The organism is Nocardiopsis exhalans (genome assembly GCF_024134545.1).
Taxonomy (GTDB): Bacteria; Actinomycetota; Actinomycetes; order Streptosporangiales; family Streptosporangiaceae; genus Nocardiopsis; species Nocardiopsis exhalans.
This window is the reverse complement of the sequence record NZ_CP099837.1, coordinates 7,428,645-7,451,889: the sequence shown is the minus strand read 5'-3', so window position 1 is coordinate 7,451,889 and position 23,245 is coordinate 7,428,645. Positions and strand designations below refer to the sequence as shown.

Annotated in this window: 25 protein-coding genes; 12 read left to right on the top strand and 13 right to left on the bottom strand. The window is 69.1% G+C overall.

From position 1 onward, the window contains the following. Positions 1-7: 7 nt before the first annotated feature. On the top strand, positions 8-196 hold the full coding sequence (locus NE857_RS33375; protein ID WP_254419194.1) for a DUF397 domain-containing protein: 189 nt from the start codon (positions 8-10) through the stop codon (positions 194-196). A gap of 184 nt (positions 197-380) precedes the next feature. Here NE857_RS33375 and NE857_RS33370 read toward each other — a convergent pair whose 3' ends face one another. Together NE857_RS33370 and NE857_RS34635 are read right to left on the bottom strand one after the other, a co-directional pair. Further along, positions 381-1,205 (bottom strand): helix-turn-helix domain-containing protein, encoded by an 825-nt coding sequence (locus tag NE857_RS33370; RefSeq protein ID WP_254419193.1) that lies wholly within the window; start codon positions 1,203-1,205, stop codon positions 381-383. Next, entirely contained in the window at positions 1,189-1,854 is a 666-nt protein-coding gene (locus tag NE857_RS34635) for a DUF6879 family protein (protein WP_344010375.1), read from the bottom strand. Before NE857_RS34635 ends, NE857_RS33370 begins: the two co-directional genes overlap by 17 nt. Before the next feature lie 260 nt (positions 1,855-2,114). On the opposite strand from NE857_RS34635, the gene NE857_RS33360 reads away from it, so the two are divergent. The 3 genes from NE857_RS33360 to tgmC are packed head-to-tail and all read left to right on the top strand — an operon-like array spanning position 2,115 to position 4,574. After that, positions 2,115-2,405 (top strand): putative ATP-grasp-modified RiPP, encoded by a 291-nt coding sequence (locus NE857_RS33360; protein ID WP_254419191.1) that lies wholly within the window; start codon positions 2,115-2,117, stop codon positions 2,403-2,405. Beyond that, the gene (gene tgmB, locus NE857_RS33355; protein ID WP_254419190.1) at positions 2,392-3,381 is read left to right on the top strand and encodes an ATP-grasp ribosomal peptide maturase; all 990 of its coding nucleotides are present in this window, start codon (positions 2,392-2,394) and stop codon (positions 3,379-3,381) included. Before NE857_RS33360 ends, tgmB begins: the two co-directional genes overlap by 14 nt. Next, positions 3,378-4,574, top strand: a complete 1,197-nt coding sequence (tgmC, locus tag NE857_RS33350) for an ATP-grasp peptide maturase system methyltransferase (RefSeq protein WP_254419189.1) — start codon at positions 3,378-3,380, stop codon at positions 4,572-4,574. Before tgmB ends, tgmC begins: the two co-directional genes overlap by 4 nt. A 166-nt stretch (positions 4,575-4,740) precedes the next feature. Here the strand turns inward: tgmC and NE857_RS33345 are convergent, their stop codons facing one another. The 5 genes from NE857_RS33345 to NE857_RS33325 all read right to left on the bottom strand — a co-directional run bounded on the left by NE857_RS33345 (position 4,741) and on the right by NE857_RS33325 (position 11,133). Further along, positions 4,741-5,436, bottom strand: a complete 696-nt coding sequence (locus NE857_RS33345; RefSeq protein WP_254419188.1) for a hypothetical protein — start codon at positions 5,434-5,436, stop codon at positions 4,741-4,743. A 213-nt stretch (positions 5,437-5,649) separates the two neighbouring features. After that, entirely contained in the window at positions 5,650-7,056 is a 1,407-nt protein-coding gene (lpdA, locus tag NE857_RS33340) for a dihydrolipoyl dehydrogenase (RefSeq protein ID WP_254419187.1), read from the bottom strand. A gap of 132 nt (positions 7,057-7,188) precedes the next feature. Continuing rightward, on the bottom strand, positions 7,189-8,157 hold the full coding sequence (locus NE857_RS33335; RefSeq protein ID WP_254419186.1) for a DedA family protein: 969 nt from the start codon (positions 8,155-8,157) through the stop codon (positions 7,189-7,191). A gap of 159 nt (positions 8,158-8,316) precedes the next feature. Continuing rightward, the gene (locus NE857_RS33330) at positions 8,317-9,942 is read right to left on the bottom strand and encodes a hypothetical protein (protein ID WP_254419185.1); all 1,626 of its coding nucleotides are present in this window, start codon (positions 9,940-9,942) and stop codon (positions 8,317-8,319) included. A gap of 84 nt (positions 9,943-10,026) precedes the next feature. Beyond that, positions 10,027-11,133 carry a winged helix DNA-binding domain-containing protein gene (locus NE857_RS33325; RefSeq protein WP_254419184.1) on the bottom strand — a complete coding sequence of 369 codons (1,107 nt, stop codon included), beginning with the start codon at positions 11,131-11,133 and terminating at the stop codon, positions 10,027-10,029. A 101-nt stretch (positions 11,134-11,234) separates the two neighbouring features. Between NE857_RS33325 and NE857_RS33320 the strand changes: the two genes are divergently transcribed. Then, on the top strand, positions 11,235-11,843 hold the full coding sequence (locus tag NE857_RS33320) for a GNAT family N-acetyltransferase (protein ID WP_254419183.1): 609 nt from the start codon (positions 11,235-11,237) through the stop codon (positions 11,841-11,843). 433 nt (positions 11,844-12,276) lie between these two features. On the opposite strand, the gene NE857_RS33315 is transcribed toward NE857_RS33320, so the two are convergent. Both NE857_RS33315 and NE857_RS33310 read right to left on the bottom strand, forming a co-directional pair. Beyond that, positions 12,277-14,658 carry a trehalase-like domain-containing protein gene (locus tag NE857_RS33315; RefSeq protein ID WP_425572011.1) on the bottom strand — a complete coding sequence of 794 codons (2,382 nt, stop codon included), beginning with the start codon at positions 14,656-14,658 and terminating at the stop codon, positions 12,277-12,279. A gap of 468 nt (positions 14,659-15,126) precedes the next feature. Continuing rightward, a complete protein-coding gene (locus NE857_RS33310) occupies positions 15,127-15,843 on the bottom strand; it encodes a class I SAM-dependent methyltransferase (protein WP_017583773.1) in 717 nt (238 codons plus the stop codon). A 167-nt stretch (positions 15,844-16,010) separates the two neighbouring features. On the opposite strand from NE857_RS33310, the gene NE857_RS33305 reads away from it, so the two are divergent. The 3 genes from NE857_RS33305 (at position 16,011) to hisG (ending at position 18,232) form a co-directional block, all read left to right on the top strand. Further along, complete coding sequence (locus NE857_RS33305) at positions 16,011-16,868, top strand: SDR family NAD(P)-dependent oxidoreductase (protein ID WP_254419182.1); 858 nt, start codon at positions 16,011-16,013, stop codon at positions 16,866-16,868. 152 nt (positions 16,869-17,020) lie between these two features. Next, entirely contained in the window at positions 17,021-17,284 is a 264-nt protein-coding gene (locus NE857_RS33300) for a phosphoribosyl-ATP diphosphatase (protein WP_014913038.1), read from the top strand. A 93-nt stretch (positions 17,285-17,377) separates the two neighbouring features. After that, complete coding sequence (gene hisG, locus NE857_RS33295; RefSeq protein WP_017583771.1) at positions 17,378-18,232, top strand: ATP phosphoribosyltransferase; 855 nt, start codon at positions 17,378-17,380, stop codon at positions 18,230-18,232. A 60-nt stretch (positions 18,233-18,292) separates the two neighbouring features. On the opposite strand, the gene NE857_RS33290 is transcribed toward hisG, so the two are convergent. Next, positions 18,293-19,777 (bottom strand): cellulase family glycosylhydrolase, encoded by a 1,485-nt coding sequence (locus tag NE857_RS33290; protein ID WP_254419181.1) that lies wholly within the window; start codon positions 19,775-19,777, stop codon positions 18,293-18,295. A 68-nt stretch (positions 19,778-19,845) separates the two neighbouring features. On the opposite strand from NE857_RS33290, the gene NE857_RS33285 reads away from it, so the two are divergent. After that, positions 19,846-20,472 carry a hypothetical protein gene (locus NE857_RS33285; RefSeq protein WP_254419180.1) on the top strand — a complete coding sequence of 209 codons (627 nt, stop codon included), beginning with the start codon at positions 19,846-19,848 and terminating at the stop codon, positions 20,470-20,472. Here NE857_RS33285 and NE857_RS33280 read toward each other — a convergent pair. Beyond that, positions 20,460-20,735 carry a heme-binding protein gene (locus NE857_RS33280; RefSeq protein WP_254419179.1) on the bottom strand — a complete coding sequence of 92 codons (276 nt, stop codon included), beginning with the start codon at positions 20,733-20,735 and terminating at the stop codon, positions 20,460-20,462. The genes NE857_RS33285 and NE857_RS33280 overlap by 13 nt on opposite strands. Positions 20,736-20,751: 16 nt before the next feature. Here NE857_RS33280 and NE857_RS33275 point away from each other — a divergent pair, with 16 nt between their 5' ends. Together NE857_RS33275 and NE857_RS33270 are read left to right on the top strand one after the other, a co-directional pair. Further along, positions 20,752-21,078 carry a hypothetical protein gene (locus NE857_RS33275; protein ID WP_254419178.1) on the top strand — a complete coding sequence of 109 codons (327 nt, stop codon included), beginning with the start codon at positions 20,752-20,754 and terminating at the stop codon, positions 21,076-21,078. Beyond that, entirely contained in the window at positions 21,075-21,401 is a 327-nt protein-coding gene (locus tag NE857_RS33270; RefSeq protein ID WP_301184283.1) for a type II toxin-antitoxin system PemK/MazF family toxin, read from the top strand. Before NE857_RS33275 ends, NE857_RS33270 begins: the two co-directional genes overlap by 4 nt. A 104-nt stretch (positions 21,402-21,505) precedes the next feature. Here the strand turns inward: NE857_RS33270 and NE857_RS33265 are convergent, their stop codons facing one another. Further along, positions 21,506-21,913, bottom strand: coding sequence for a DoxX family protein (locus NE857_RS33265; RefSeq protein WP_254419176.1), 408 nt, complete (start codon positions 21,911-21,913; stop codon positions 21,506-21,508). A 134-nt stretch (positions 21,914-22,047) separates the two neighbouring features. Between NE857_RS33265 and NE857_RS33260 the strand changes: the two genes are divergently transcribed. Beyond that, positions 22,048-22,773 carry a spermine/spermidine synthase domain-containing protein gene (locus NE857_RS33260; RefSeq protein ID WP_486348424.1) on the top strand — a complete coding sequence of 242 codons (726 nt, stop codon included), beginning with the start codon at positions 22,048-22,050 and terminating at the stop codon, positions 22,771-22,773. A gap of 115 nt (positions 22,774-22,888) precedes the next feature. Here the strand turns inward: NE857_RS33260 and NE857_RS33255 are convergent, their stop codons facing one another. Next, a complete protein-coding gene (locus tag NE857_RS33255; protein WP_254419174.1) occupies positions 22,889-23,107 on the bottom strand; it encodes an EF-hand domain-containing protein in 219 nt (72 codons plus the stop codon). Positions 23,108-23,245: the final 138 nt, after the last annotated feature.

Below are 23,245 nucleotides of genomic sequence, written 5' to 3'. Positions count from 1 at the left end.
AGAACCGATGCACCTGTCCCACCACATCCAGTTCCGCAAGAGCAGCTACAGCGCGAACGCCTCAGACTGCGTCGAGGTCGCTGACCTCCCCAACGCGAACCTGATCCGCGATACAAAAAACCGGGAGGCTGGACACCTGCTGTTCGAGCCCACCGAGTGGCGAGCGCTTCTCGTGACCGTGCGGGCGGATGCCTGACCATCAGACATGAGATAGGCCCCCCGTCCCCGGGGGGCCATGCATCCATTCGTTCTTCACTCTACTGGCGAGTGCTCCAGGCGAGTAGTAGGCAGTCCTTCCCTGCTGGTGGCCACAGCTGGTCAGGGGTTCGGGACGTTTTCCTCTGAATTCGGGGTGTAACGGCAGACGAGAGCGTCGGCGTTCAGGTGCCCCACCAACCCTGGATCTGCTCGCGTGCGTCGTCATCGAACAACGCGTGTTCCTCGTACATCGCGAACAGCTCTCGATACGTCGCCACATCACGGAGATCCCGGAAGGCCAGTCGGCCGGTGAAGATCTCCACCGTGGCCAACCTGTCGTCGTAGACGGTGAAGGTGTTCATCGGTCCCCGAGGAAGCACTGTGCCGAGCGGGAGCACCCCCAGTCGGACGCTCTCCAGGCGAGAGACCTCCACCAGGCGTCGCGCCTGTTCGGCCATCCCCTCAGCTGGAAGGATCGCCCACCGGGCAGCCTGCTCGGTCAGCAGGAAGGTGAACGAACACGAACCATCCCGCAGGACCTCCTGGCGGGCGATCTTCTTGGCCACGGTCCCGGAGACATCACCCGGCGAGTGGGTCAGGCTGGCCCGGATATAAGCGGGGGTCGCCAACAGGCCAGTCACCATCGTCGGCAGAAAGTAACGGGCCTCGGACGCCGAGCTCTCCAGGGACCGCAACTCGTCCTGCCGAGTCTCCAACCCCTTGCGCCACAGCTCCCGCTTGCCCTGCCACTCGGTGTTGGCCAGCCTCGCTCTCGCGAGCACGAGCCCGGCCTGTTCCGAGGTCACCTCAAGCGCGTTGAGGATGCGATCGAGATCAACCAACGCGGGTGTGAGCCGCCCCGTCTCGATCTTGCTGATCTTGCTCTGGGACATGGCGCAGCGCCGAGCCAGCCGCTCACCCGAGAGCCCGGCTGTTCGGCGTAGCTCCCGCAACGTCTGCCCCAGGTTTCCGGAGGCCGCCGCGAGTTCGTCAGGTTCTAGCGCCACCCTGCGACTCTACGTAGGTCGAGAACGGAACGCTCGCCTCGATCGCGATCCGCTTCCACTCCCGATAGGCGGCAGGGTCGTCGTCGACGAGCTCCCGGTTGATCTGGGTGCCGTCGGGCCGGTAGTTGAGCCGTACGATTCTGGTCTCATCGAACAGCCAGAAGTCGAAATCCGGAAGACCCAGGTCCTTCCCGGTCAGGTCGAGGACACGGATGTCCTCGCCCGCCGCGAGGTTCCCCGGAATTCCCCAGGCGAACTGATAGCGCTGATAGTCCGTCAACGGGCGTCGAACTATTCGGACTCGCCCAACGTACTTTCCATCAGCCCGATATCCCTTCACCCGCCCATGCCATCTGGAGTTATGGGACTCCGGCTTGGATTCACCGCGAAGAAACCGGGCGAAGCTGTCGGCTTCTCCGGGCATGGTGTAGGTGGGCTGTACTTCCAACCGCCAGGCCTCAGACCCGAATCGGTCGAAGAGGGCTCTCCAGGCGTCACCATCCAAGAGCACGGAAGGCCTCCCGCAGGACGTGTGGGGGGATCTCGACCAGGGACTCGCCCTGAGGCGGCGTGAATCCCGTGTAGGTGTCACCTTGGACAACGATGCTTCCGTTGTCAGCGAGGTAGACGTTGGGACAGTCGTCGTCATCACAGACGGGGCCATCGCCACCGGTGAGACGAGTCAGGCCAGATTTGGGGGGCATGCACACTCCCGACATCGCTCGTAAGGGGTCATCTTACGTTAACCACCACGCGATGCGGGCGTCCACTCCTCCCGGAAAAATTCCCGACCTGGAATAAATGCCTTCTCCCTAGAACGGGAATCCGAGGGGATTATTCCAGGTCAGGAATCAGGTTTCATCCATTGCTCTTCGAGGGATGGAATGAGCGAACCAACGAAAGGAATTCATGCCCTCGAAAACTCAACCCCCTCCCACTCACACCCTTCCTCTCGCCCCGTGGGCCCTGCGCCTGGTGACCGGCCGCCTTCCGTGCACCTGCCCGCCTCCGGCCAACACAACCCTGGACCCCGATACACAGATCGCACTGCACACCGGAACCGACGGCACCGTCATCGAACTGGCCAAACACGGCACCAACCGGACCCGGGGCACCGCCACCATGTCCGGTGGAGGAGACGGCTCCGCGCCCCAGCACCAGAGCCAGGACGACAACACCACCGACTATGACAACGACTGACCACGCGGGCACCGTGGTCCTGGTGCTGACCTGCCTGGAAGACATCACCGCGGACCTGGTCATCAAGGTGCTCCATGACCGGGGTGCCACCGTGGTCCGGCTGGACCCGACCGACCTCGGTCAGGGAGTGTCGTTCGATTCGGTGATCGGTGGGGGCTCCCCCACCTGGAGCGGGAACCTGCGCACCCCGACCCGCACCATCGGGCTGGCCGACATCGATGCCGTGTACTACCGCCGTCCCTCTTCTTGGGGGTCGGCGCATCCCGACCTCCGGACAGCCGCGTTCGTCACGACCGAGGCACGCCACGGATTCGGCGGGCTGCTTCACAACCTTCCGCGAGCTGTCTACGTCAACCACCCTTGTGCCGTGACCCGGGCCGACCGCAAACCCGGTCAGCTCCAGACCGCCGCCCGGATTGGGCTCAACGTCCCACCCACCCTGGTGACCAACGACCTGAATGCCGCACGGACCTTCGCTGAGAAGCACGGCAACGTCGTCTACAAACCGTTCCGCGGGCTTCCCCAGGCCGAGGACGGCACCGCTGGTGCCATCTGGGCTCAGCGTGTGGAGCCGAGCACATTCGACGAATCCCTCTCCGTCACGGCACACCTGTTCCAAGCTGAGGTGGACAAGGTCGCTGACGCCCGAGTGACCGCGGTCGGGAATCAGCTCTTCGCGTCTTGTATCACCACCTTGGAGGGGGCCCTGGACTGGAGACGAGCGGACTGGGGCGAGCTGTCCCACGCCCCGGTCGCCGTGCCTGCATCCATCTCCTCAATGCTCAGGCGCTACCTGGAGGCGTACGGCCTGACCTTCGGCTGCTTCGACTTCGCCTTGACCGGCCCGGAAGAAGACCCCCGGTCGTGGGTGTGGTTGGAGTGTAATCCCAACGGTCAGTGGGGCTGGTTGCCCGATTCCGCTGGCATCGCCGAGGCCTTCGCAGATTCTCTGACCACGCAAAGGACACGACCTTGATCGAGCCGACTACCAGGGCCGACGAACTGCGCACTCAGCTGGTGCAGAGCCTCACCGATCAGGGATACCTGCCCGATCCGCACTGGCGAAAGGCCTTCGAGGCGGTACCCCGGCACGTGTTCGTGCCCGGGTTCTACCTGCGCTCCGAAGAGGAGCCCACCGACTCCGCCGGGGTGCCGGTATGGGAACCGGTGACCGAGCGAACCGACCCACAGCGGTGGCTTTCCGCTGCCTACTCCGATCAGACGCTCATCACCCAGTTCGATGGCCGAGAACCCGACTGGGCCAACCCCGAAGTCCGCCACGGGGGAGTGTTCAGCTCTTCGGCCACCCTGCCCTCGCTGGTCGCCACCATGTGGGACGACGCACAGATCGCTGACGGCCACAGTGTTCTGGAAATCGGCACTGGAACTGGCTACTCAACGGCCGTGCTGTGTGAGCGGGTGGGTTCGGGCAACGTGATTTCGATGGAGGTGGACGGCGACCGCCTGGCCCAGGCTCACCGAGCGCTGTCGGAGTGCGGCCACACCCCGAGCCTGGTCGAGGCCGACGGCCTGTTCGGCTGGCAGCCGGGATCGCCCTTCGATCGAGTGGTGGCGGCCTGCTCGATGCGCCACATCCCCCGGGCGCTGTTCAACCAGACCCGGGCTGGCGGCAAGATCCTGGTGACGCTGTCCGGGTGGCTGGGCGGCAGCGCCCGGGTGCTGCTCACCGTCGACGGACAGGGGCGCGGTGCGGGTCCACTGCTGGCCGGGACCATCTCCTTCATGCCCGCACGCCTGCACGCCCCACCCGGGTTCGGCGATCCTCGCCAGTGGGCCCGTATGGTCGAGGCTGCTCCGGCCCGCCCGGCCGTGTCGGCCCCGGAGCGGATCAGCGGAGCCAGCGTGGAGAGCTTCCTCCCCCGGTTCCTGGCCCAGTGTGCGGCCCCCAACGCCCAGAGCGTGATTCTGGAAGAAAGCACGCTCCTCGTGGACGTGGTCTCTGGCTCGGTGGCGCTGATCGAACCCGCGCAAGGCGGCGGCTGGCAGGTGCTCCAGACCGGTCCGGTGCGTCTGTGGGACCGGATCGAGTCCGCGCTGGAGACCTACGACCGAGCTGGACGCCCGGATCAGGAGAGTTTCCGGGTGAGGGCCGACGAGTCCGGGCAGTGGCTGGAACACTCCGAGATGCCAGCATTCGAGCTTCCTTGAGTTCCGCTGTCGGATCTCCGAACACCGCCTACTGGCGGCGCCGGGGGCGCTTCACCGGGTGGGGTACTGGTCTGGTCGAAGCTTGGCTGTGCGTCCGTGGAAAACACCTGAGGGGCCGTCCGACAGCGAGTGCTGTCGGCGGCCCCTCAGCGCGTTCAGAAGACCTCTAGTCGCGGATCTGGCCCGCGGCCTGGAAGACGACCCTCTCCAGGTCTCCGCGTTCGACGTCGTCGAAGAAGGCGATGGCGGTGACGTGGAAGTCGCCGGGCAGCTGGAGGTACAGGTGCTTGCTGGAGCCGTCCACTGTGCCGACGTACTCCAGGTCGCCGCCGAGGTCGTCCGAGTCCTCGGTGTGGTAGGTGTCCACGTCCACGTCGACGTCCACCTCCCAGTTCATCTCGGCCTCGGCGCCGGGCACCTGGACGACGTCCGGGTTGGCGCTGGGGTCCGCACCCGAAGTGAACACGAGGGTGAAGGACGCGGTTCCGGGCTCGGTGCCGCCGTCGCTGAAGGTGCAGGAGAGCTGCTCCGCGTCCTCGATCCCCTCGATCGGCCCGCTCTCCTCGGTCAGGACCGGGCCCGGGGCCAGGTCGCCGACGATCTGGGTGGCGTTGGCCGCCTCGCAGGACTCGGGCAGACCGTAGGCGGAAGCCGCTTCCTCCTGCTCCTCGGTGTCCTCGGTCTCCTCGGGGCTGGGGCTGGCGCTCGCCTCCTCCTCGGGGGAGTCCGCGCCGCCCGACGACAGGCTCAGGTCCAGGTCGAGGTCGACCACGTCGCAGCCGACGAGGACGACACCGCCGATGACGACCGCGGCGACGGCCGTGCCCAGGCAGGACAGGGGTGTGGACGGGATCAGGCGCATGGGTGGCTTTCGGTTCGGGGTGCGCCGGGCCGGGGGAGAGGGCGCCGACGGGGGACACAGGGAAACTTAGCAAGTCCGGGGACCCGGGGCGGCCCGGCACCGGATCCGCTGTTCGTCTGACCGAGACTGACCAGCGCACACACGCGGGGCCGGTCCCCTCCGCTGCGGAGGACCGGCCCCGTCGTTCGTCGGGTCCGCGTGCGCGGCCGCGAATCAGTAGTTGATCATGTGCCCGGCCAGGCCGTGCACGGCTTCCTTGACCGCCTCGCTGAGGGTCGGGTGGGCGTGGATGTTGCGCGCCACCTCGTGCACCGTCAGGTCCCACTGCTGGGCCAGGGTCAGCTCCGGCAGCAGCTCGGTGACGTCCGGGCCGACCATGTGGGCGCCCAGGAACTCCCCGTACTTGCCGTCGGAGATGATCTTGACGAAACCGCGGGTGTCACCCAGGCCGTGCGCCTTGCCGTTGGCCATGAACGGGAACTTGGCGACCTGGACGTCGTAGCCCGCCTCCCTGGCCTCCTTCTCGCTGTAGCCGAAGCTGGCGATCTGCGGCTGGCAGTAGGTCGCCCGCGGGATGAACCGGTAGTCGATCTCCTGCGTCTCGGCGTCCGCGATGGTCTCCACCGCCACGATGCCCATGGCCTCGGCGGTGTGCGCCAGCATGAGCTTGGCGGTGACGTCGCCGATCGCGAAGATGTGCGGGACGTTGGTGCGGCCGCGCCCGTCGATGGCGATGGCGCCGCGCTCGGTCAGCTCCACCCCGGTCCTGTCCAGGCCGTAGCCCTCGACGTTGGGCGCGAAACCGATCGCCTGGAGCAGCTTGTCCGCCTCCAGGGTCTGTTCCTTGCCGCCGCTCCCGGTGACGGTCACCTTCACACCCGAGCCGGTGTCCTCGACCCTCTCCACCTTGGTGGAGGTCAGGATCTTCACGCCGAGCTTCTTGTAGGCGCGGGCGATCTCCTTGGAGACCTCCTCGTCCTCCAGCGGGACGACCCGGTCGAGGAACTCCACGATGGTGACGTCCACCCCGTAGTTGCTCATCACGTAGGCGAACTCGACGCCGATGGCGCCCGCGCCCGCGATGATGATGCTCTCGGGGAGCTTCTCGGTGAGGATCTGCTCCTCGTAGGTGACGACCCGCTCCGACAGCGAGGTGCCGGGGATCAGCTTGGTGGAGGAGCCCGCGGCGATCACCGCGTTGTCGAAGGTGACGGTCTCGGTGGAGCCGTCCTCGCCCTTGACCTCGATCGTGTGGTCGTCGACGAAGGTGCCGCGCCCGTTGAGCTCGGTGATCTTGTTCTTCTTCATCAGGAAGTGGACGCCCTTGACCCGGCCGTCCGCTACTTCCCGGCTGCGGCTGAACGCCTTGCCGTAGTCGAACTCGACCGTGCCGTCCACCTTGATGCCGAAGTAGTCGGCCTCGTTGTTGAACAGGTGGGCCAGCTCGGCGTTGCGCAGCAGGGCCTTGGAGGGGATGCAGCCCACGTTGAGGCAGACCCCGCCCCAGTACTTCTCCTCGACGACGGCCGCCTTGAGGCCGAGCTGGGCCGCGCGGATCGCCGCGACGTAACCGCCAGGCCCGGCACCGAGAACGACCAGATCGAAGTGTTGCTGTCCCATGACGGGATCTCCTTGAGTGTGTTTGTGACGCACCCAGTGCAGCCGGCTTGCCCGGGGTGTCGGATTGCCGCTCGCCAGCCTAGTCGCGGACCCCGCCGCTATGTGTGACCATGCGCGTTCATGGCCTTACTTTCAGGCGTTCTTGCTGGACGCCTGGGATTCGGGGGAGTCGGGAATGTTCTGCCCGGCCTCGGGGGCGCCGGTTCCGGATCCGGCCTCGGGGGCGGTCCCCGCGGCTTCGGCGGCCAGCCGCTCGGTCTCGGCGTCGTATGCCTCACCTGTCTCCTTCAGGAACTGGGCCTTGCGCTTGCGCTGATCCCTGACGGCGGGGATGGTCGGGAGGATCGCCATGCCGACGATGAGCGCCAGCATGATCCAGAGGGCGTAGCTGTCGATGAGCAGGACCACGTCCACACCCGCCTGCCCCGAGGTGTAGCCGATGCCCGCGACGACGGAGGTGACCATCAGGGCTCCGAACAGGTCCAGCAGCATCAGGATGGTCAGACGCATCCCGCTCACCCCGGCGACGATGTGCGGGAGCGCGGGGGGTACGCCCGGCAGGTAGCTCAGCGGGATGAGGAACCGCATGACCCACGGGTTCATCGTCTCCAGCTTCCTGGCGAACTTGCGGCCGCGTTCGCTCGGGACCATGAAGTTGACGATGTTGATCCCCCAGCGGCGGCCCACCCACCAGAAGAGCCAGCTGATCTTCGCCTTGCCGACCGCTCCCGCGACGATCACCAGCCACAGGGAGCCCTCGCCGATGCTCGCGAAGGCCGAGGCTGCCCCGATCGCGGCGTAGCTGCCGGTGGCGAACGCCAGGGCGATCGGGTGGTCGGCGATGAAGAACGGACGCAGCGGCATCGTCAGCATCAAGAACGCGGGGATGCCGATGAGCATCCAGAGCAGGACCTTGTCCTGCCGCTTCATCTCCTTGGGCCAGGGGCGCATGCCCTTCATCTCGGCCTTGGCGCGCTTGGTCTCCTCCAGGTCCCATGCCTTCCCGGCGGCCTTGAGGGCCGCTGCACGGGTGGGACGGGGAGCGGTATCGGCGGTGTTCTCGCCGCCCGGGCCCTGGGGGGTGTCCGTCTTCGTCGTCATGCCCCCAGAATCCCGTGAAACCGCGTTCGGCTGACAGTCGCAGACATCACCGCCCTCGTGTGAGGGGTGCGGTGGACGGGTGATGACAGCTGTCACATGCGGTGGAGCGATGAGGCGCCGAACAGCGGTGGTCGGAAGCGGCCACGATGCCGGAAGGGGTCAGCGCTCGGGCGGGCGCATCGGCCACTTCCAGCCCGGGGCCCAGGTCCTGCTGTCCGACACCCCGGGAGGCATCGGCGGCAGCAGGCGCGCACCGGGCGGCAGGCCGTCGTCCACCGGCTCCGGCCGGGGTTCGGGCTCGGACCGGAGCCAGGGCTCGGGTTCGGCTTCGGGCTCCGGGAGCGGTTGGGGGTCGCGCCACGCGGGCTCGTCCAGGGGGGAGTCGAAGAGGTCGTCGAAGCCCTGTCCGGTGGGTGCGGACGGCGCGGAGGGTGCGGCCCACATGGCCGGAACCGCGAAGTCGTCGGGCTCGTCCAGCTCGTCCTCCAGCGCGGGGCTGGTCGGGGGTGCCAGGGGCGGATCGGGCGCGGAAGCCGGGTCGGGGTTGATCGTGACGTCCTCGAAGGACGGGGCCAGTCCGGGGTCGGGGGCGTCCAGCTCCGGGTCCAGGGCGCTGAACGACGCCGACATCGGGCCCGAGTCCACCTCGGCGAAGTGCGCGGCCACCCCGAAGTGCCGGGGAGGGCGGCGGTGCGAGCCGGTGTCGTCGAGCTCGATCGGCGGGGCCTGCGGGTGACGGACCGAACCGGCCGGATGCATGCGCGCCCACCAGGCGGCCGCCTCGTCCGGGTGCAGCTCCTCCAGGACGGCGAGGGCGCCGGTGATGTGCGGGTGGCGGCGGCCGGCCCGCCAGGAGTGCAGCAGCGACTGCGGTTCCAGGACCAGCACCCGCTCGTTGTCCACCAGGGGGATGTCCCCGGGACAGGCCTCGTTGCCGATCCACGTGCCGTCGCCGCCGACCAGGTCCCACTCACCGCGCACGACGTCGGCCAGCGGGTCCACCGCGGCGTCCATGGAGGCCGCGACCCAGCGCGGGTCCGGGCGGGTGCCGGGCAGCCGGTACCCCTCCTTGCCGATCAGCGCGTCGGCGAGCAGGGTGTGCAGCTGGAAGTTGTCGCTCACGCCGTCGAAGCGCACCCGAAAGCCCCGCCAGGAGGCCCGGTCCAGGACCAGGATCCGGCTGACCTCGGACATCCGCAGAAGCTCGCGGACCTCACCGAACTCGTTCAGGCGGGTGGAGAGGGCCTGAACGAGCTGGCCGAGCTGGTCCATCGCGCTGGGGTCCGCGCGCACCGCGGAGCGCACCCCGGAGTCGCCGAGCATGGCCTTGGCGGCCAGACCGTAGCGCAGTGAGGTCCACCAGCCGACGGTGGCCAGCGGGGCGTTGTCGCCGAGGACCTCCTCGACCCGCTTCTCCTCGGTCTCGCCCACGTCGTTCGGGGAGGGAAGGGGCCCGCCGCCGGTCTTCTCCCAGGCGTGGATGAAGGCCGCGGCGGCCTGGCCGTAGCTGCCGAGCTGGCGCAGCACCTCCAAACCGACCTGACCCGCGGGGGCACCGGACTCCACCAGGGCTCCGGCCAGGACCGAGAGGTCGGCGGCCACCCCGGCGTAGGGTTCGACGTCGCTCAGGACCGGAGTCAGCGCCTCCAGCGCGATGGCCAGTTCCTCCCGGGGTACATCGGAGGAGAGCCGGAACACGTCGTGTACGGCCTCGGGGAAGCCGGGTGCCTGGCTGGCGGCGGTGTCGAGCACACGTTGGAACGCGGCGCGGAACTCTTCAGTCACCCCAGAATCCTGTCATACCCGCACGTGCTCTCCGTGATCAGGACGCATATGTACAAAGCGGTCGGGTGGCGAGCGGGAGAAAAGTCAGACAGGGTTGGAGAAACGAACCTCTCCACCCTCCTGACCTGCGGAGAGGAAGGAGAGAAGGCGTATTCCTTCCACGATGGTCGCCTCGCTTTCCGAGTTGTTGAAAAAGCGGAAAGGTGTGATGTCGAGGGAGGGTGCCCGGCGGCTCCGATCCACCTTCCAGGCGGCGGCCACCTCGCCGTCCACGAGCACCGTCGCGGGTGGCATCCCGTTGCGCGAGGAGACGCGCTTGAGGTTCTCGGCAGAGATCACCCGGCTCCGATCGGCGTGACCCCGCAGCAGGTTGTCGAAGTCGTAGAGGAAGCGCACCGGCGCGGGGACGTCCGCCGAGGGGCGCGGCGCCTCGGGTAGGTCGAACAGCTCACCTCCGGCCTCGTCGCGGAAGGACACCAACCGCTCGCGCAGCCCTTCCACGACCTCCTTGAGGCGGGTCAGCCCGGACCAGGCCTGGACGTCCCGCACACTGGCGGGGCCGAAGGCGGCCAGATAGCGCAGGACCAGCGCCTCCCGGTCGGGGCCTGGCGCGAAGGGACGCCCGGTCCAGGTGTCCGCGGGGGCCAGAGCGGGTTGCCCCGAGGCGCCCCACACCCCGCGCGGCGGGACCTGCACGACCGGCAGCAGACAGCGCACCACGTAGGCCAGATGGGCGCCGGGCACGCCCTCCCACCGCTGGCCGATGCGTTCCCCCAGCTCGTTGGGGGTGAGCGGGCGCTCCTCCAACAGTTCCCGGCCCAGGGCAGCCACCGCGTCCAGGTCCACCCCGGCAGTGGCCTTCCCGTGCGCACTGTGCGCCAGGTCCTTGTCCATGACCTCCTGGGTGGTCGGCCGGAGCCAGGCGGCGTCCTCTGCGGAGACCAGATGCAGGGTGGAGCGCATCAGCGACATCCGCACCAGCGAGCCGTCGGTGAGCAACCGCCCCACCGCGTGCGGATCGGGGGCCTCCAGGCGGCTCTGGAAACCCACGTACCAGGTGTGCGTGGTCTGCGCCTGGAGACCGACCAGCCGGGCGAGCACCTCCGTGGCGGGCCGGTCCACCCGACGCAACAGGAACTGGCGGTCCAGGGTGGCGCGGTTGAGCTCGCGTCGGCTGAGAGTCGCAGCCATGGCGGGTCCCTTCCCAGAAGCGCCGGGGCGCCGAGGCATCCGAATGTGACGGAACCCTACAATCCGGGTCGGACACTGTAGGCAAACCAGAGAGAGTCGGCATGGTGCGGATCGGGCAGTGGATCGAGAAGTCGAGGGTTCGCCTGGAGAACGAGCACGTGGTGCTCACCCCTGTCGAGGAGAAGGACCGTGAGGGCTGGCGGGCCCAGGCCCTGGACTCCGACATCTGGACGCACTTCGTGACCCGGGTCGACGACGACGCCGACTTCGAGCGGTTCTTCGACTCCTACCTGACCGCCACCGAGAACGGTAGCCGTACCACGTACACGATCACCGACGCGGCCAGCGGACGGATCGCGGGCAGCATGAGCTACGGCAACCTCTCCGAAGCCGACCTGCGTCTGGAGATCGGCAGCTCCTGGCTGGGCCGCGACTTCCGGGGCCGGGGAGTCAACCACTGGGCCAAGTACCTGCTACTGCGCCAGGCCTTCGAGGTGATGGACACCGAGCGGGTGGAGTTCAAGACCGACGCCCTCAACGAACGCGCCCGCCGCGGACTGCGCGCGATCGGCGCCACCGAAGAGGGAGTCCTGCGCAGCTACAACGTGATGCCGGGAGGCCGCCGCCGGGACGCGGTGTACTACTCGGTGCTCCGCGCGGAGTGGCCGTCGGTCCGCGAGCGCCTGGAAAACGGCCCCCGCCGCCGCTGAGCGCCCACGGTCAGCCCCATGGCTCCCGGACGATCCCGTGTGCTGTGCTTCTGAAGCCAGCGAGGGGATCGGGACACGGGCCGACCAGAACAGGAACTGCGCGAGGCGGTCACGGAGATGGCGGGCCGCTTCGCGGAGCTGGCCTCCTCCGCGCCGGACCCCGAAACCACCCCATCCCCGGTGATCTTGCTACCAGAAGCAAGTTCGGCGCTGATTTCGCTTCTGGTAGCAAGATCATCTTCGGAACAGGGGCCGAAACCGTGCTCGGGGGTCTCGCGGGCCGCGTTGGTGTTCGCTGGCACGGGTGGTCAGCCGCGACACGCGATGCGTTGCGCGCCGGGCTGGGAAGAGCGGGGCCTTCGCTGCCGCTTTTCGTCGGGCGCGTGACCGATCGGTGAGTTCCGATCGGTGAGTTCGGATCAGCCGGTTCGGGTCAGTGCTGGTCCAGGAGTTGGGCACAGCGGATCAGACCCAGGTGGGAGTAGGCCTGCGGGTGGTTGCCCAGGGCCCGCTCGGTGACCGGGTCGAACTCCTCGGGGATCAACCCGGTCGGTCCGGCGCAGTCCACCAGGTGCTTGAACAACTCCTCGGCCTCGGCGCGCCGTCCGGTGAGCAGGTAGGCCTCGATCAGCCAGGTGGTGCACAGGTGGAAGCCGCCCTCACCGCCGGGCAGGCCGTCGTCGCGGTGGTAGCGGTACACGGTCGGGCCGCTGCGCAGTTCGGCCTCCACCGCGGTCACGGTGGCCTGGAAACGCTCGTCGGCCGGGTCGATCAGCCCGGACAGGCCGATGTGCAGCGAGGCCGCGTCCAGGTCGGTGCCGTCATAGGCGGTGGTGTAGGCCTGGGCCTGGTCGTTCCAGCCCTTCTCCAGGACCTCTTCGGTGATCTGGGCGCGCAGGGCGGGCCAGGCGGGGTCGATGGTGCGGTCGTAGCGCTGGGCCAGCCTCAGGGCGCGGTCCAGGGTGAGCCAGCACATCACCTTGGAGTACACCCGCTGGCGGGGCTCGTCGCGTTCCTCCCAGATGCCGTGGTCGGCCTCGTGCCAGCGGCGGGCTACGGCTTGGGCCATGGAGCGCACCAGGTCCCAGTCGCGGTCGGACAGGGCCCCCTTGGCCTGGGCCAGGTGGGTGATGAGTTCGACCACGGGCCCGAACACGTCCAGCTGGACCTGGTGGTCGGCGAGGTTGCCGATGCGTACCGGGCGTGATCCGGCGTAGCCGGACAGGGACTCGATGACCTCTTCGGGGCCCAGGTCGGTGCCGCGCAGGGAGTAGAGGGGGCGCAGGAGCTCGGGGGAGGGCAGGGAGGCCACCACCCGGTGCACCCAGTCCAGGAAGGCTTCGGCCTCGGTGGTGGAGCCCAGGGTGACCAGGGCCTGGACGGTCAGGGCGCCATCGCGCAGCCAGCAGTACCGGTAGTCCCAGTTACGGACCCCGCCGATCTCCTCGGGCAGGGAGGTGGTGGCCGCGGCCATCACACCCCCGGTGGGGGTGCACAACCCCCGCAGCGTCAACGCCGAACGGGCGGCGAGGGAGTTCTGGGTGCCCGGGAGATCCAGGGTCTTCAGCCAGTCCGACCAGTGGTGGGCGGCCTGTTCCTGGCGCTCGGGCTCGGTGCGCTCCTCGGCGGTCAGGGAGTCGGTGCCGCAGCGCAGCTCCAGTACCACCGGGCGCTCCGAGCGCGGGTGGACGGTGGCGCGGGCGACGTCATCGGTGCCGTCGTGGTCCACACGCCACTCCACGCCCGGGGAGCGCAGCACCATCGGGAAGTCGGCGCCCTGGACGCGCAGGCCCTCGGGCTCCACCGTGATGCGGATGGGGGCGCGGCCGAAGTCCGGGCGCGGGGCGAACTCGATGGTCGCGGGGGTGACGCCGCCGATCACCCGGACCAGGTCGGTGCGGCCCGGGGCGGTGTCGTGGGCGAGGTAGTCGGTGACCTCAAGGCGGGACCAGCGGGTGCGCACGGTCATGGTGTCCGGCAGGTACCGCTGGCCGAGAGGGAGCCCGCCGTGGGCGGGGGCGATCGCGAAAACACCCGCCTGGCGGCCGCCGAGGACCTCGGCGAACAGGGCGTTGGAGTCCGGCTCGGGGTGACAGAACCACAGCAGGCGCGCGTCCGGGCCGACCAGCGCCACGGAGGCCTGGTTGGACAGCATGGACATGCGCTCGATGGGGGTGGGTCGCTCGCCGAACACCCAGGAGCGGCGTTCGGTGGCCAGGAGGGACAGCAGGGTCGCGGCGGTGGGGGTGTCGGGGACGCTGTGCGCGGCGACAGTGGGCTCCTCACCGACCCGCACGCCCGCGTCGGCACCGGTGTTCAGGTTCATGAACACCGGCTCCTCCCCGTCGCCGCCGCCGATGTAGAGGATCGCGGTGGCCTCGACCTGTTCGCGGAGGAGTTCCAGGGCGGCGGACTTGTCCGCGGGCGGAGCGTCGGGGCCGGTACCGGGGTGGCCGGGGTCGATGGTGAGGTCGGTGTCGAACTCGGTGCCGTAGGCGCCCACGAGGCGGACCTCCGCGGGCAGCCGGGAGAGAACGGCCAGGTCACGCAGGGGCCGGGCGGAGATGACCGCGCACACGGTGCCGGGCAGGTCGGCGAGGTCGCGCAGGGCGCGGACGGCCTCGGGCAGCGGGCCGCGGCGGCTGTTGTCCACCGGGGTCAGGGCGCCGTCGTAGTCGCAGGCCACGAGCAGTCGCGAGGTACGGGCAAGGGCGGAGACACGCTGCCGGACGTCGAGGGGCATGGCCTCAAGGGTCGTGTCAGCCGGCCCCTGCGGGGCCTCCGGAGCCGCATTGACCACCTGGGTGAGCGTCACGTTGCCTCCTCCACTGGTCCATTACTGACCTGCGAAAATTGGTGAGATATAGGACTCCGCGCGCATGTGTCTGGTTCACATGGGTCTGGTGGGAAGAACGTAAACCGGGGGGATGTGGCGCGGATCGAGCCTCGAGGGCCTTTGAACAGACCTAACGGAATATTTAGCGTGCAACCGGACGAACCGGGCATTCGTGCTGTTCCGGAAAAGGACAGGTCCCTCAGAAGTCAACGCGAGACTACCCGCGCCCCAGCTGTGCACGCGAACGCTGATCTGGTGATGCAGGTCACACGTGGGGTGTGTATCCGGTAATGGTCGGGTCTCCCGTGCGGTGGAATAGTCGCAGGTCACACCCCAATGACGCCATGGTCAGACCCCGGGCGGGCGAAAACCCCGCCCCGGGCTCGCGGAGGCTCTCGAAGAGTTGTCCACAGCCTGTGGGCGGGGTTTTGGGGTTGTGGCGGCCGGTCAGCTGCTGGAGGACTCCCACTCCGGTTTGCGCAGGTGGTGCACCCACGCGGGCGGGACGTTCGCGAAGACCTTCTCCGAGTCGACGCCGTAGCGGTCCAGCCAGTCCTGGACCACCCAGCTCGTCCGCGCCTGGCGCAGATAGTCCTCGCGCTTGGCGATCACGGCCTTGACCTCCTTGGTGTACAGGTACCCGTAGAAGGACAGGGTCCCGCCGGGCCGCAGCACCGTGAAGTAGTAGTCGAGGATTTCGCTGACCTGGTCCGCGGTGAAGTTGGCGAACGGCAGGCCCGACACGATCACGTCGTAGGTGCGGTCCGTGCCCATCTCGTTCACGAGGCAGGCGTGTACCTGGGCGCTGTCGGCGATCGGTGACATCACCGGATCGGTCTCCAGCAGGTGCTCGACGTAGGAAGCGAACTCCGGGTTGGCCTCCACGAAGTCCACGGTGTCGTCCGGGCGCATCGCGGCGGCGATCCCGCGGCTGATGGCACCGGTTCCGGCACCGGCCTCCAGGATGCGCAAGGGCTGGTCGGGATCGGGGCGGGCGCGGACGTAGCGGGCCATGGCGTGCGCCAGCGCGCCGCTGCTGGGCAGGATGGAACCCGTCGCGTGGAAGGTTTTCAACGCCTGGCTGAAGAAGAGTCTGGTGTCACGCAGACGCTCGTCCAGCCTCAGGGCGGAAAAGGGTCCGGCAGGGCTCTGTGTCTCGGACATGATTGAACGCTAACGCCTTCGTGTCGCACAAGGGAGCCCATGCGTGTGTTTGTCCGGGAAACACCGCGTGGCCATCACCACCGCCGGAGCGGGAACCCACGTCACACCCGCTGCGCGAGGCCGTTCCGGGCCGGGGCGGCCGTACGCCCAAGCTCTACGCTGAGGGCATGAGCGACGCCGCGAACACCCCCGCCCCCGACCCTTCCCCCTCCGCGCCCGATTCTCCCGAGCACTCCCGGACCGCGCTGGTCACCGGGGCCTCCAGCGGTATCGGTGAGGAGTACGCCCGCAGACTCGGCCAGCGCGGCTACGATCTCGTCGTGGTCGCGCGCCGCGGTGAACTGCTGGCCGCGCTCGCCGACGAGATCCGTGAACGCTACGGCACCGGCGTCGAGGTGATCTCCGCCGACCTCGGCAGCGCCGAGGGCGTCATGGCCGTCGCCGAACGCCTGGCCGCGGACGGCAGCGGCGACCTCGCCCCGATCGACCTCCTGGTCAACAACGCCGGGCGCGGCGACGGCGGCGTCTTCGCCGAGCAGGATCCCGCCGAGATCGACGCCATGATCGATCTCAACGTGCGCGCCGTCCTCCAGCTCGCCCGCGCCGTGCTGCCGGTCCAGACCGCCCGCCGTGCCGCCGGGTACGACGGCAAGCTGGGCGTGGTGAACGTGGCCTCGATGGCCGGGGAGATCCCCGCGAACCCGGGCGGTTCCGTCTACGGCGCGGGCAAGAAGTTCGTCACGCTGTGGAGCGAGAGCGTCGCCGCGGAGGTGCGCAAACAGGGCGTCCACGTCACGGCGGTACTGCCCGGTTTCGTGCGTACCGACATGACCCGGGGCGTGCAGGAACAGGGCATGCCCGCGTTCGCCTTCGTGCCCAAGGAGCACATCGTCCGCGACTCGCTCGTCGCCTGGTCTGCCGGGCGGCCGGTGGTCGTCCCCGGGGCCCAGTACAAGACCGCGGCCGGGATCCTGCGCCTCCTGCCCAGGCCGTTGGTCCGCGCCGTCGCCCGCCGGATGGCGTGAGCCGTGTCCCGGGCGGCCTGCCCTGGGCAGCCTGCCCCGGGTGGCCTGGCGCACCAGCTGCTCTCACATGATGAGACTTCTCCTCCCCGGTTGGTCACGGGGAGTCTGAAGCGCCTACTCTGGTACCGCACTGTCGGTCGAGGAAAGACACCATGAAGACCTTCGAAGAGCTGTTCGCCGAGCTGTCCGAGAAGGCACGCTCCCGCCCCGAGGGGTCCGGGACCGTCGCCCAACTCGACGCCGGTGTCCATGCCATCGGCAAGAAGGTCGTCGAGGAGGCCGCAGAGGTCTGGATGGCCGCCGAGTACGAGTCGGACGAGCAGGCAGCCGAAGAGATCTCGCAGCTCCTCTACCACCTCCAGGTTCTGATGCTGGCCCGTGGCCTGCGCCTCGAGGACGTCTACAAGCATCTCTAGGCCGGTGTTCCGCGCCCCCTTCGCGGGGCGCGAGCGCGCACCGGCCCACCGGACGTCCCCGAAATCCGCCAGAACCACGAAGGAATCCAGTCAATGCCCGACATGCTCAGAATCGCCGTGCCCAACAAGGGCCAGCTGTCCGACCCCGCCGTCCGGATGCTGGTCGAGGCCGGCTACCGGCAGCGCAAGAGCAGCCGCGACCTCGTCATGGTCGACCCGGACAACAACACCGAGTTCTTCTTCCTGCGCCCCAAGGACATCGCCGTCTACGTGGGTGAGGGCATCCTCCAGGCCGGGATCACCGGCCGCGACATGCTGCTGGACTCCGGCGCCCCGGTGGACGAGGTCCTCCCGTTGGGCTTCGGCGGCTCCACCTTCCGCTTCGCTGCCCCGGGCGGCGGCCAGATGAAGGTCGCCGACCTCAACGGCAAGCGCGTCGCCACTTCCTTCGACGGCCTGCTCCGCGCCTACCTGGACGAGCAGGGCATCGACGCCCGAGTCATCCACCTGGACGGCGCCGTGGAGAGCTCGGTGCAGCTCGGCGTGGCCGACGCGGTCGCCGACGTCGTCTCCACCGGCACCACTCTGCGCAACGCGGGCATGGAGACCTTCGGCGACCCGATCCTGGTCTCCGAGGCCGTGGTCATCCGGCCCACGGACGCCCCCGAGGACCCGCAGATCGACCAGCTGCTCCGCCGTCTGCGCGGCGTCCTCGTGGCCCGCGACTACGTGATGATGGACTACGACGTGCACGCCGAGAAGCTGGAGTCGGCGGTCGCTCTCACCCCGGGCATGGAGGGGCCGACGGTCTCCCCGCTGCACCGCGAGGGCTGGGTCGCGGTCCGCTCGATGGTGCCGCGCAAGGACGCCCAGCGCATCATGGACGACCTGTGGCAGCTCGGCGCCCGCGCGATCCTGGTCACCGACATCTACGCCTGCCGCCTCTGACCGGTACCTGAGGAACCACGAGGCCCGGCCCCGTCTCACCGCCTGGTCCCGGGGCAACGATCACCCCGGGACCACGGCCAGGGCGGTCTCGTCGCCGTCGGCCGCGCCGTCGACGGTGACGTGCAGGATCCGCAGCTGCCCGTCCCACTCCGACGTCCAGCCGCCGTCCCCGGCCGGTGTGTCCACGGTCAGTTCGAAACCCTCGCCCGGGCCGCCGCCGAAGACGTCCTCGGGCAGGTACAGCTCCGTGGACCCGGACACCCCCGCACGCTCGGTGTAGCGCACAGACAGCGTCTCGGCGGCGTCGTCGTAGCCCAGCTGCAGGGGCTCACCCGCCACGGCGCGCGGGTAGGCCCGGTTCATCACGTGCGCGAGCGGACCGGGGGTGAGTTCCCCGCCTTCGGCCCGGTCCTCCCAGGGGCCCCAGCCGTCGTGGTCGTTGGACCAGTACACGCGCCCGGCCGACATCGCCTCGGTCTCCGCCAGCATCCGCTCGACGAACTCCGGCGCGCCCGCCCCGGACATGTCCAGGCCGAACTCGCCGAGCACGATCGGTGCCTCCAGACGTTCTCCGACCAGCTGGACGCTGTGCGACCACGCGTCGACGCTGGCGTCGACGCGCCGCTTGGCGTCGCCCTCGTAGGGCTGGCCCAGGTCCATGGGGAGCGCGTACATGTGCGGGGCGTAGACGATCCTCGGCTCACCCTCGCGCGGGTCGTCGAGGCGGGGCAGGTGGGAGGGCAGACCCCAGTTCACGCCCACGGCCTGGCCCTCCACGAAGATCCACGTGTCCTGGTCGGCCTCGCGGATGCGCGCGATGGAGCGTCGGTAGAGCTCGGCGAGGGGCCCGGCCTCGAAGTCGGCGCCCTGGAGGCTGCCGCCGAAGGGTTCGTTCATGAGGTCGTAGCCGAGCACCGCCGGGTGCCCGGAGAACCGTGCGGCCACGTGGCCCCAGGCGTCGGCGTAGGCGTCCATCAGCCCGGGGTGTTCGCCGGTGGTGCCCCAGAAGTGGTCGAAGGCCCGCATCACCCCGGGCTCCAGGTAGACCAGCTCCCACATCTCGTTGCTCTCCACCCGCAGTCCGTCGTTGTGGGTGGCCCACTCGGGTGCGCCGTTGCCCGAGTGCTCCTCGGGGCTGGTGTAGCGGCCGTACAGGTCCTGGTGCATGTCGAGCAGCACGTGGTACCCGCGGTCGGCGTACCACTCGACGCGTTCGGCGACGGCGTCCAGGTACTCCTCGTCGTAGACGCCCTCCTCGGGTTCCAGGGCCTGCCACTGGATGAGGAAGCGAACGAAGTTGGTGCCCATGGCGTCGTACTCGGTCTGGACGTCCTCCTCGGTGATCCACGGCAGCCGGTCGGGGTCGCTCTTGGTCGAGCCCGACGTGTTGAGGCCGTGCAGGAAGAGCGCCCGTCCCTGGTCGTCGGTGAGGTAGCGGGTGGGGCCGGGATCGTGCCGGGTGACGGTGGCGACGACGCCGCCGAGCACCAGTACGAGGGCGGTCAGGGCGGCCGTGACGAGCCCGCGCTTGCCGGTGCGCTGCAATCTCGCTCCTGGGGGTGGGGAGGAGGGATCAAGAGAAGGACTGTGCCGATGAGACCTGGATCACTATCATGCAAAAGGTGAATGTTATTCGCAATAGCGATCGTGCCCCCAACGACCGTGCCCCCAGAGGGCCCGCCCCCCAACACGCCCTGACCCTCGTCGTCGCCGCGGCCGTGCCCCTGTCCACCTGTGCGCTCTTCGGTAGCGCGGCCTTCCTCACCTGGCTGGGCGCCCGCGCGGCCTGGCTGATGCTGCCCACGTCGCTGGGCGTGCCCTTCGCCTTCCCCCGGCTCACCTTCCACCCCCTGGTGGGCCAGCCCGGCTGGAGCCTGGGGATCGAGATCCTGGCCGCCCTGATCCTGGCCGCCGTCGCCGCCTGGTGGGTGCACCGGGCGCTGCTGCCGCGCCCGGAGGCCAACGCCTGGCGGCTCATGCTCTCCGCCTGGGGCGGAATCCTGCTCGGCCTGGCCCTGGCCAACTCCCTGCGCGCGGTCGCCGCCGTCCTGGCCGCGGGCGCGGGGCCGCTGTCGTTCTTCTCCTACGCCTTCGCCGGAGCGCTCACCGGCGCCCTGTGGGCGGTCTGCCTGGGGTGGGTGTGCGCGGTGCCGGTGGCCCTGATCCACCGGCTCACCGCGCGCACGCGCCTCGGAACGGAGACCGAGCCGGAGGCCGGCGCCGAGCATCAGCCCTCGTAGTTCTCCAGGACCTCGACGGCCGCCATGGCGATCTCCTCGTCGATGGCGCCGTCGGGGGCGCCGCCCACGCCGATGCCCGCGATCGGACCGTTCTCCGACTCCAGCGGCACCCCGCCGGGCAGGAAAAGGGCGCCGGGGATGTCCGAGATGTTCGGGCCGTCACCGGTGGCCCGTTGCCGATTGCGTTGATTTCCGATCCTTTTTCGTGCCCGACCACTATGCGATACTGAAAACCGCACATGCTGCGGCACTTTGTGCGGCATGTTAGGAGGCATGGTCATGACGCAGAACACCAGGCGCCCTTCGGTGCCCATCGACTCCGACACCGACCGGGTTGTCCGTGCCGCCCGCACTCTCGGCACCCGTGAGCACGCCGCTCTGGCCAAGCTGGCGGAACAAGGGCTCGTCCACCTGCCCACCAGTGGAGATCAACTGTCCGAGGCGGCCACGCTCGCCGCCCTGGTCGAGATGGGCCGCAAGGAACTTCAGGAGCAGGTGCTGGAGGCCGAGTACCAGGCCATCGCCGCTGAGCAGAGCGATGAGGACCGAGCGGTGCGCGCCGCGATGCGCCGTCGCCGTCGGCTGTCTCCCCGAACCGCCGAGTGAACCCGGTCCGGGGCCGCGTCTACTGGGTTTACGTGGACACAGGAGAACAGGATGAGCGCAAGCCCTTCCTCGTGGTCTCCAACAACCACCGCAACCGCAACCTCGGTGATCTCTTGGCCGTGCGCCTGACCACCACCCGCAAAGAAGCCCGAACCACTGTCGTTCCTCTTGGCCCGGCCGACAGGCCCCTGCACGGCTACGTGTTGTGTGACGAGATCACTCATCTGTACGACGATGAATTGCTGGAGGACCGCGGGGCGCTGAGCCTGGCGACGATGACCAGGGTCGCCACCGGACTCAAGGCCGCACTCGACCTTCCTTGACCACGGTTTCGCCCCGAGCAACCGAGGGCTGCTCGGGGCATCTCGTTCTGTTCCCCTGGTTCCTGTTCCTGCGGTTACCGCTTCCGGTCCCGGCGCGCCTCGGCTCAGCCCTTGGTGCTCTTGGCCTTGGGACGCGACTGGAGCGCGGCCCAGATCAGCGGGATCTGCAACGGGACCCGGCCCCAGGCGACGAGCTTGTTGTCGGCCGCCGCGGGCAGGCGGCCCGAACCGGAGTCGAGCGCCATCTGGACGTTGGCCGGCCACACGGCCAGCAGCAGCGCGGCACTGGCCGGACCGGCCCACTTCTGCCTGGTCAGCAGGCCGATCCCGCAGGCGAGTTCGGCGACACCGCTGCCGTACACGAATTCCCGGTGCGCGGGCAGCTGGCGCGGCATGATCGCCTCGAACGGCTTGGGGGAGACGAAGTGCAGCACCCCCGAACCCACGAACAGCCCGCCCAGGGCGAGCGGGGCGACCTTGCGCAGCTTCTCCAGGCGTTGGCCCATGGTCATGAAACACTCCTCTCGGTGACGCGCCGGAACCCAACCTACTCGCGGGTAGGAAGCCAGCTCCGCACCGACCCGACCCAAGCTCCGGATCTCCCAAGGCACAGCAGGATCAGGCCCCGCGGGGCACAATGTGGGACATGAACCAGCGAACGCGAGACCTCGCCCCCGTGCACCCCGAACCCGAGGGCGAGACGGTCACCCTGGCCAGGGTGACCGGTGAGACCGGCGGCGACCTGGTGTTGCGCCGGGTGGGCGCCCACTACGAGATCTATTCGAACGGGCTGTTCCTCATGGACACCCGGGACGGGACCTCCGAACGCGAGATGGTGCGTGAGAGCCTGGCCGCACTTCCCGCGGGCCGCTCGCACGCCCGTGTGCTGGTCGGCGGACTGGGGGTGGGCTTCTCCGCCCGCGAGGCCCTCGACGACCCCAGGGTGTCCAGTGTGGAGGTGGTGGAGCTCGAACCCCAGGTGATCGCCTGGCACGACGACGAGCTCGGTGAGGCCGCCGACTACGTCCACCGCGACCCCCGTTGCCGCGTTCACAACGCCGACATCGTCGCCTGGCTGGCGGAGGCCTCCGCCGCCGAGAAACCCAGCCGCTACGACGTCATCTGCCTGGACACCGACAACGGCCCGGACTGGACCGTGGTCGAGAACAACAACCGCCTGTACGAGGAGGCGGGCCTGGCCCAGCTCACCCGTCTGCTGGCCCCCGGCGGCGTGCTCTCGTTCTGGAGCGCCAACGCCGTGGACAGCTTCGAGGAGCTGCTGCGCACCCGCTTCGCCTCGGTGGAGGTCGTCGAGGTGGTGGTCGCCCGGGGCATCCCGGACACCGTCTACCTCGCCTCGGACCCCCGCTGACCCGCACCCCTCAGTGGAAGACCTGCCCGCCGACCCCTCCGTCGGCGGGCAGGGCCGGATCCGGGCGCCCCCGGAGTTCGTCCGTCCTCCGATAGCGGGCCGCGGACAGCCCGGGTCAGTTCTGGTTGCGGGACATGTAGCGGGCGAACTCCTCCAGGGAGATGCGCTCGTCGCCGTCGCTGTCCATCGCGCGCACGACCTCGGCGGCCTGCTCGTCGGTGGTCTGGTCGCCCAGGTTGCGCATCAGCGAGGCCAGCTCCTGGGCGGAGATGAGGCCGTCGCCGTCGATGTCGACGAGGGCGAAGGTGGCGGCGTAGTCGGCGGTGTCGGCCATCGGGGACTCTCCGGATCTGCTGGGGAACGGGCTCGCGCAAGGCTACCGGTGCCCGCTCGACGGGGCCAGTTCTAAGCACTTGAGCTAAGGGGAAAGGGCCGCGCACCCCGCCCAAACGGCGGTGGTGCGCGGCCCTCG

What these genes read in the sequence shown, in the direction of transcription:
- NE857_RS33375 (WP_254419194.1), top strand. Translation starts at nt 8, where the DNA reads ATGCACCTGTCCCACCACATCCAGTTCCGCAAGAGCAGCTACAGCGCG.
- NE857_RS34635 (WP_344010375.1), bottom strand. Translation starts at nt 1,854, where the DNA reads ATGACGACGACTGTCCCAACGTCTACCTCGCTGACAACGGAAGCATCG.
- NE857_RS33360 (WP_254419191.1), top strand. Translation starts at nt 2,115, where the DNA reads ATGCCCTCGAAAACTCAACCCCCTCCCACTCACACCCTTCCTCTCGCC.
- tgmB (WP_254419190.1), top strand. Translation starts at nt 2,392, where the DNA reads ATGACAACGACTGACCACGCGGGCACCGTGGTCCTGGTGCTGACCTGC.
- NE857_RS33345 (WP_254419188.1), bottom strand. Translation starts at nt 5,436, where the DNA reads ATGCGCCTGATCCCGTCCACACCCCTGTCCTGCCTGGGCACGGCCGTC.
- lpdA (WP_254419187.1), bottom strand. Translation starts at nt 7,056, where the DNA reads ATGGGACAGCAACACTTCGATCTGGTCGTTCTCGGTGCCGGGCCTGGC.
- NE857_RS33335 (WP_254419186.1), bottom strand. Translation starts at nt 8,157, where the DNA reads ATGACGACGAAGACGGACACCCCCCAGGGCCCGGGCGGCGAGAACACC.
- NE857_RS33325 (WP_254419184.1), bottom strand. Translation starts at nt 11,133, where the DNA reads ATGGCTGCGACTCTCAGCCGACGCGAGCTCAACCGCGCCACCCTGGAC.
- NE857_RS33320 (WP_254419183.1), top strand. Translation starts at nt 11,235, where the DNA reads ATGGTGCGGATCGGGCAGTGGATCGAGAAGTCGAGGGTTCGCCTGGAG.
- NE857_RS33310 (WP_017583773.1), bottom strand. Translation starts at nt 15,843, where the DNA reads ATGTCCGAGACACAGAGCCCTGCCGGACCCTTTTCCGCCCTGAGGCTG.
- NE857_RS33305 (WP_254419182.1), top strand. Translation starts at nt 16,011, where the DNA reads ATGAGCGACGCCGCGAACACCCCCGCCCCCGACCCTTCCCCCTCCGCG.
- NE857_RS33300 (WP_014913038.1), top strand. Translation starts at nt 17,021, where the DNA reads ATGAAGACCTTCGAAGAGCTGTTCGCCGAGCTGTCCGAGAAGGCACGC.
- hisG (WP_017583771.1), top strand. Translation starts at nt 17,378, where the DNA reads ATGCCCGACATGCTCAGAATCGCCGTGCCCAACAAGGGCCAGCTGTCC.
- NE857_RS33285 (WP_254419180.1), top strand. Translation starts at nt 19,846, where the DNA reads ATGCAAAAGGTGAATGTTATTCGCAATAGCGATCGTGCCCCCAACGAC.
- NE857_RS33280 (WP_254419179.1), bottom strand. Translation starts at nt 20,735, where the DNA reads ATGCCGCACAAAGTGCCGCAGCATGTGCGGTTTTCAGTATCGCATAGT.
- NE857_RS33275 (WP_254419178.1), top strand. Translation starts at nt 20,752, where the DNA reads ATGACGCAGAACACCAGGCGCCCTTCGGTGCCCATCGACTCCGACACC.
- NE857_RS33265 (WP_254419176.1), bottom strand. Translation starts at nt 21,913, where the DNA reads ATGACCATGGGCCAACGCCTGGAGAAGCTGCGCAAGGTCGCCCCGCTC.
- NE857_RS33260 (WP_486348424.1), top strand. Translation starts at nt 22,048, where the DNA reads ATGAACCAGCGAACGCGAGACCTCGCCCCCGTGCACCCCGAACCCGAG.
- NE857_RS33255 (WP_254419174.1), bottom strand. Translation starts at nt 23,107, where the DNA reads ATGGCCGACACCGCCGACTACGCCGCCACCTTCGCCCTCGTCGACATC.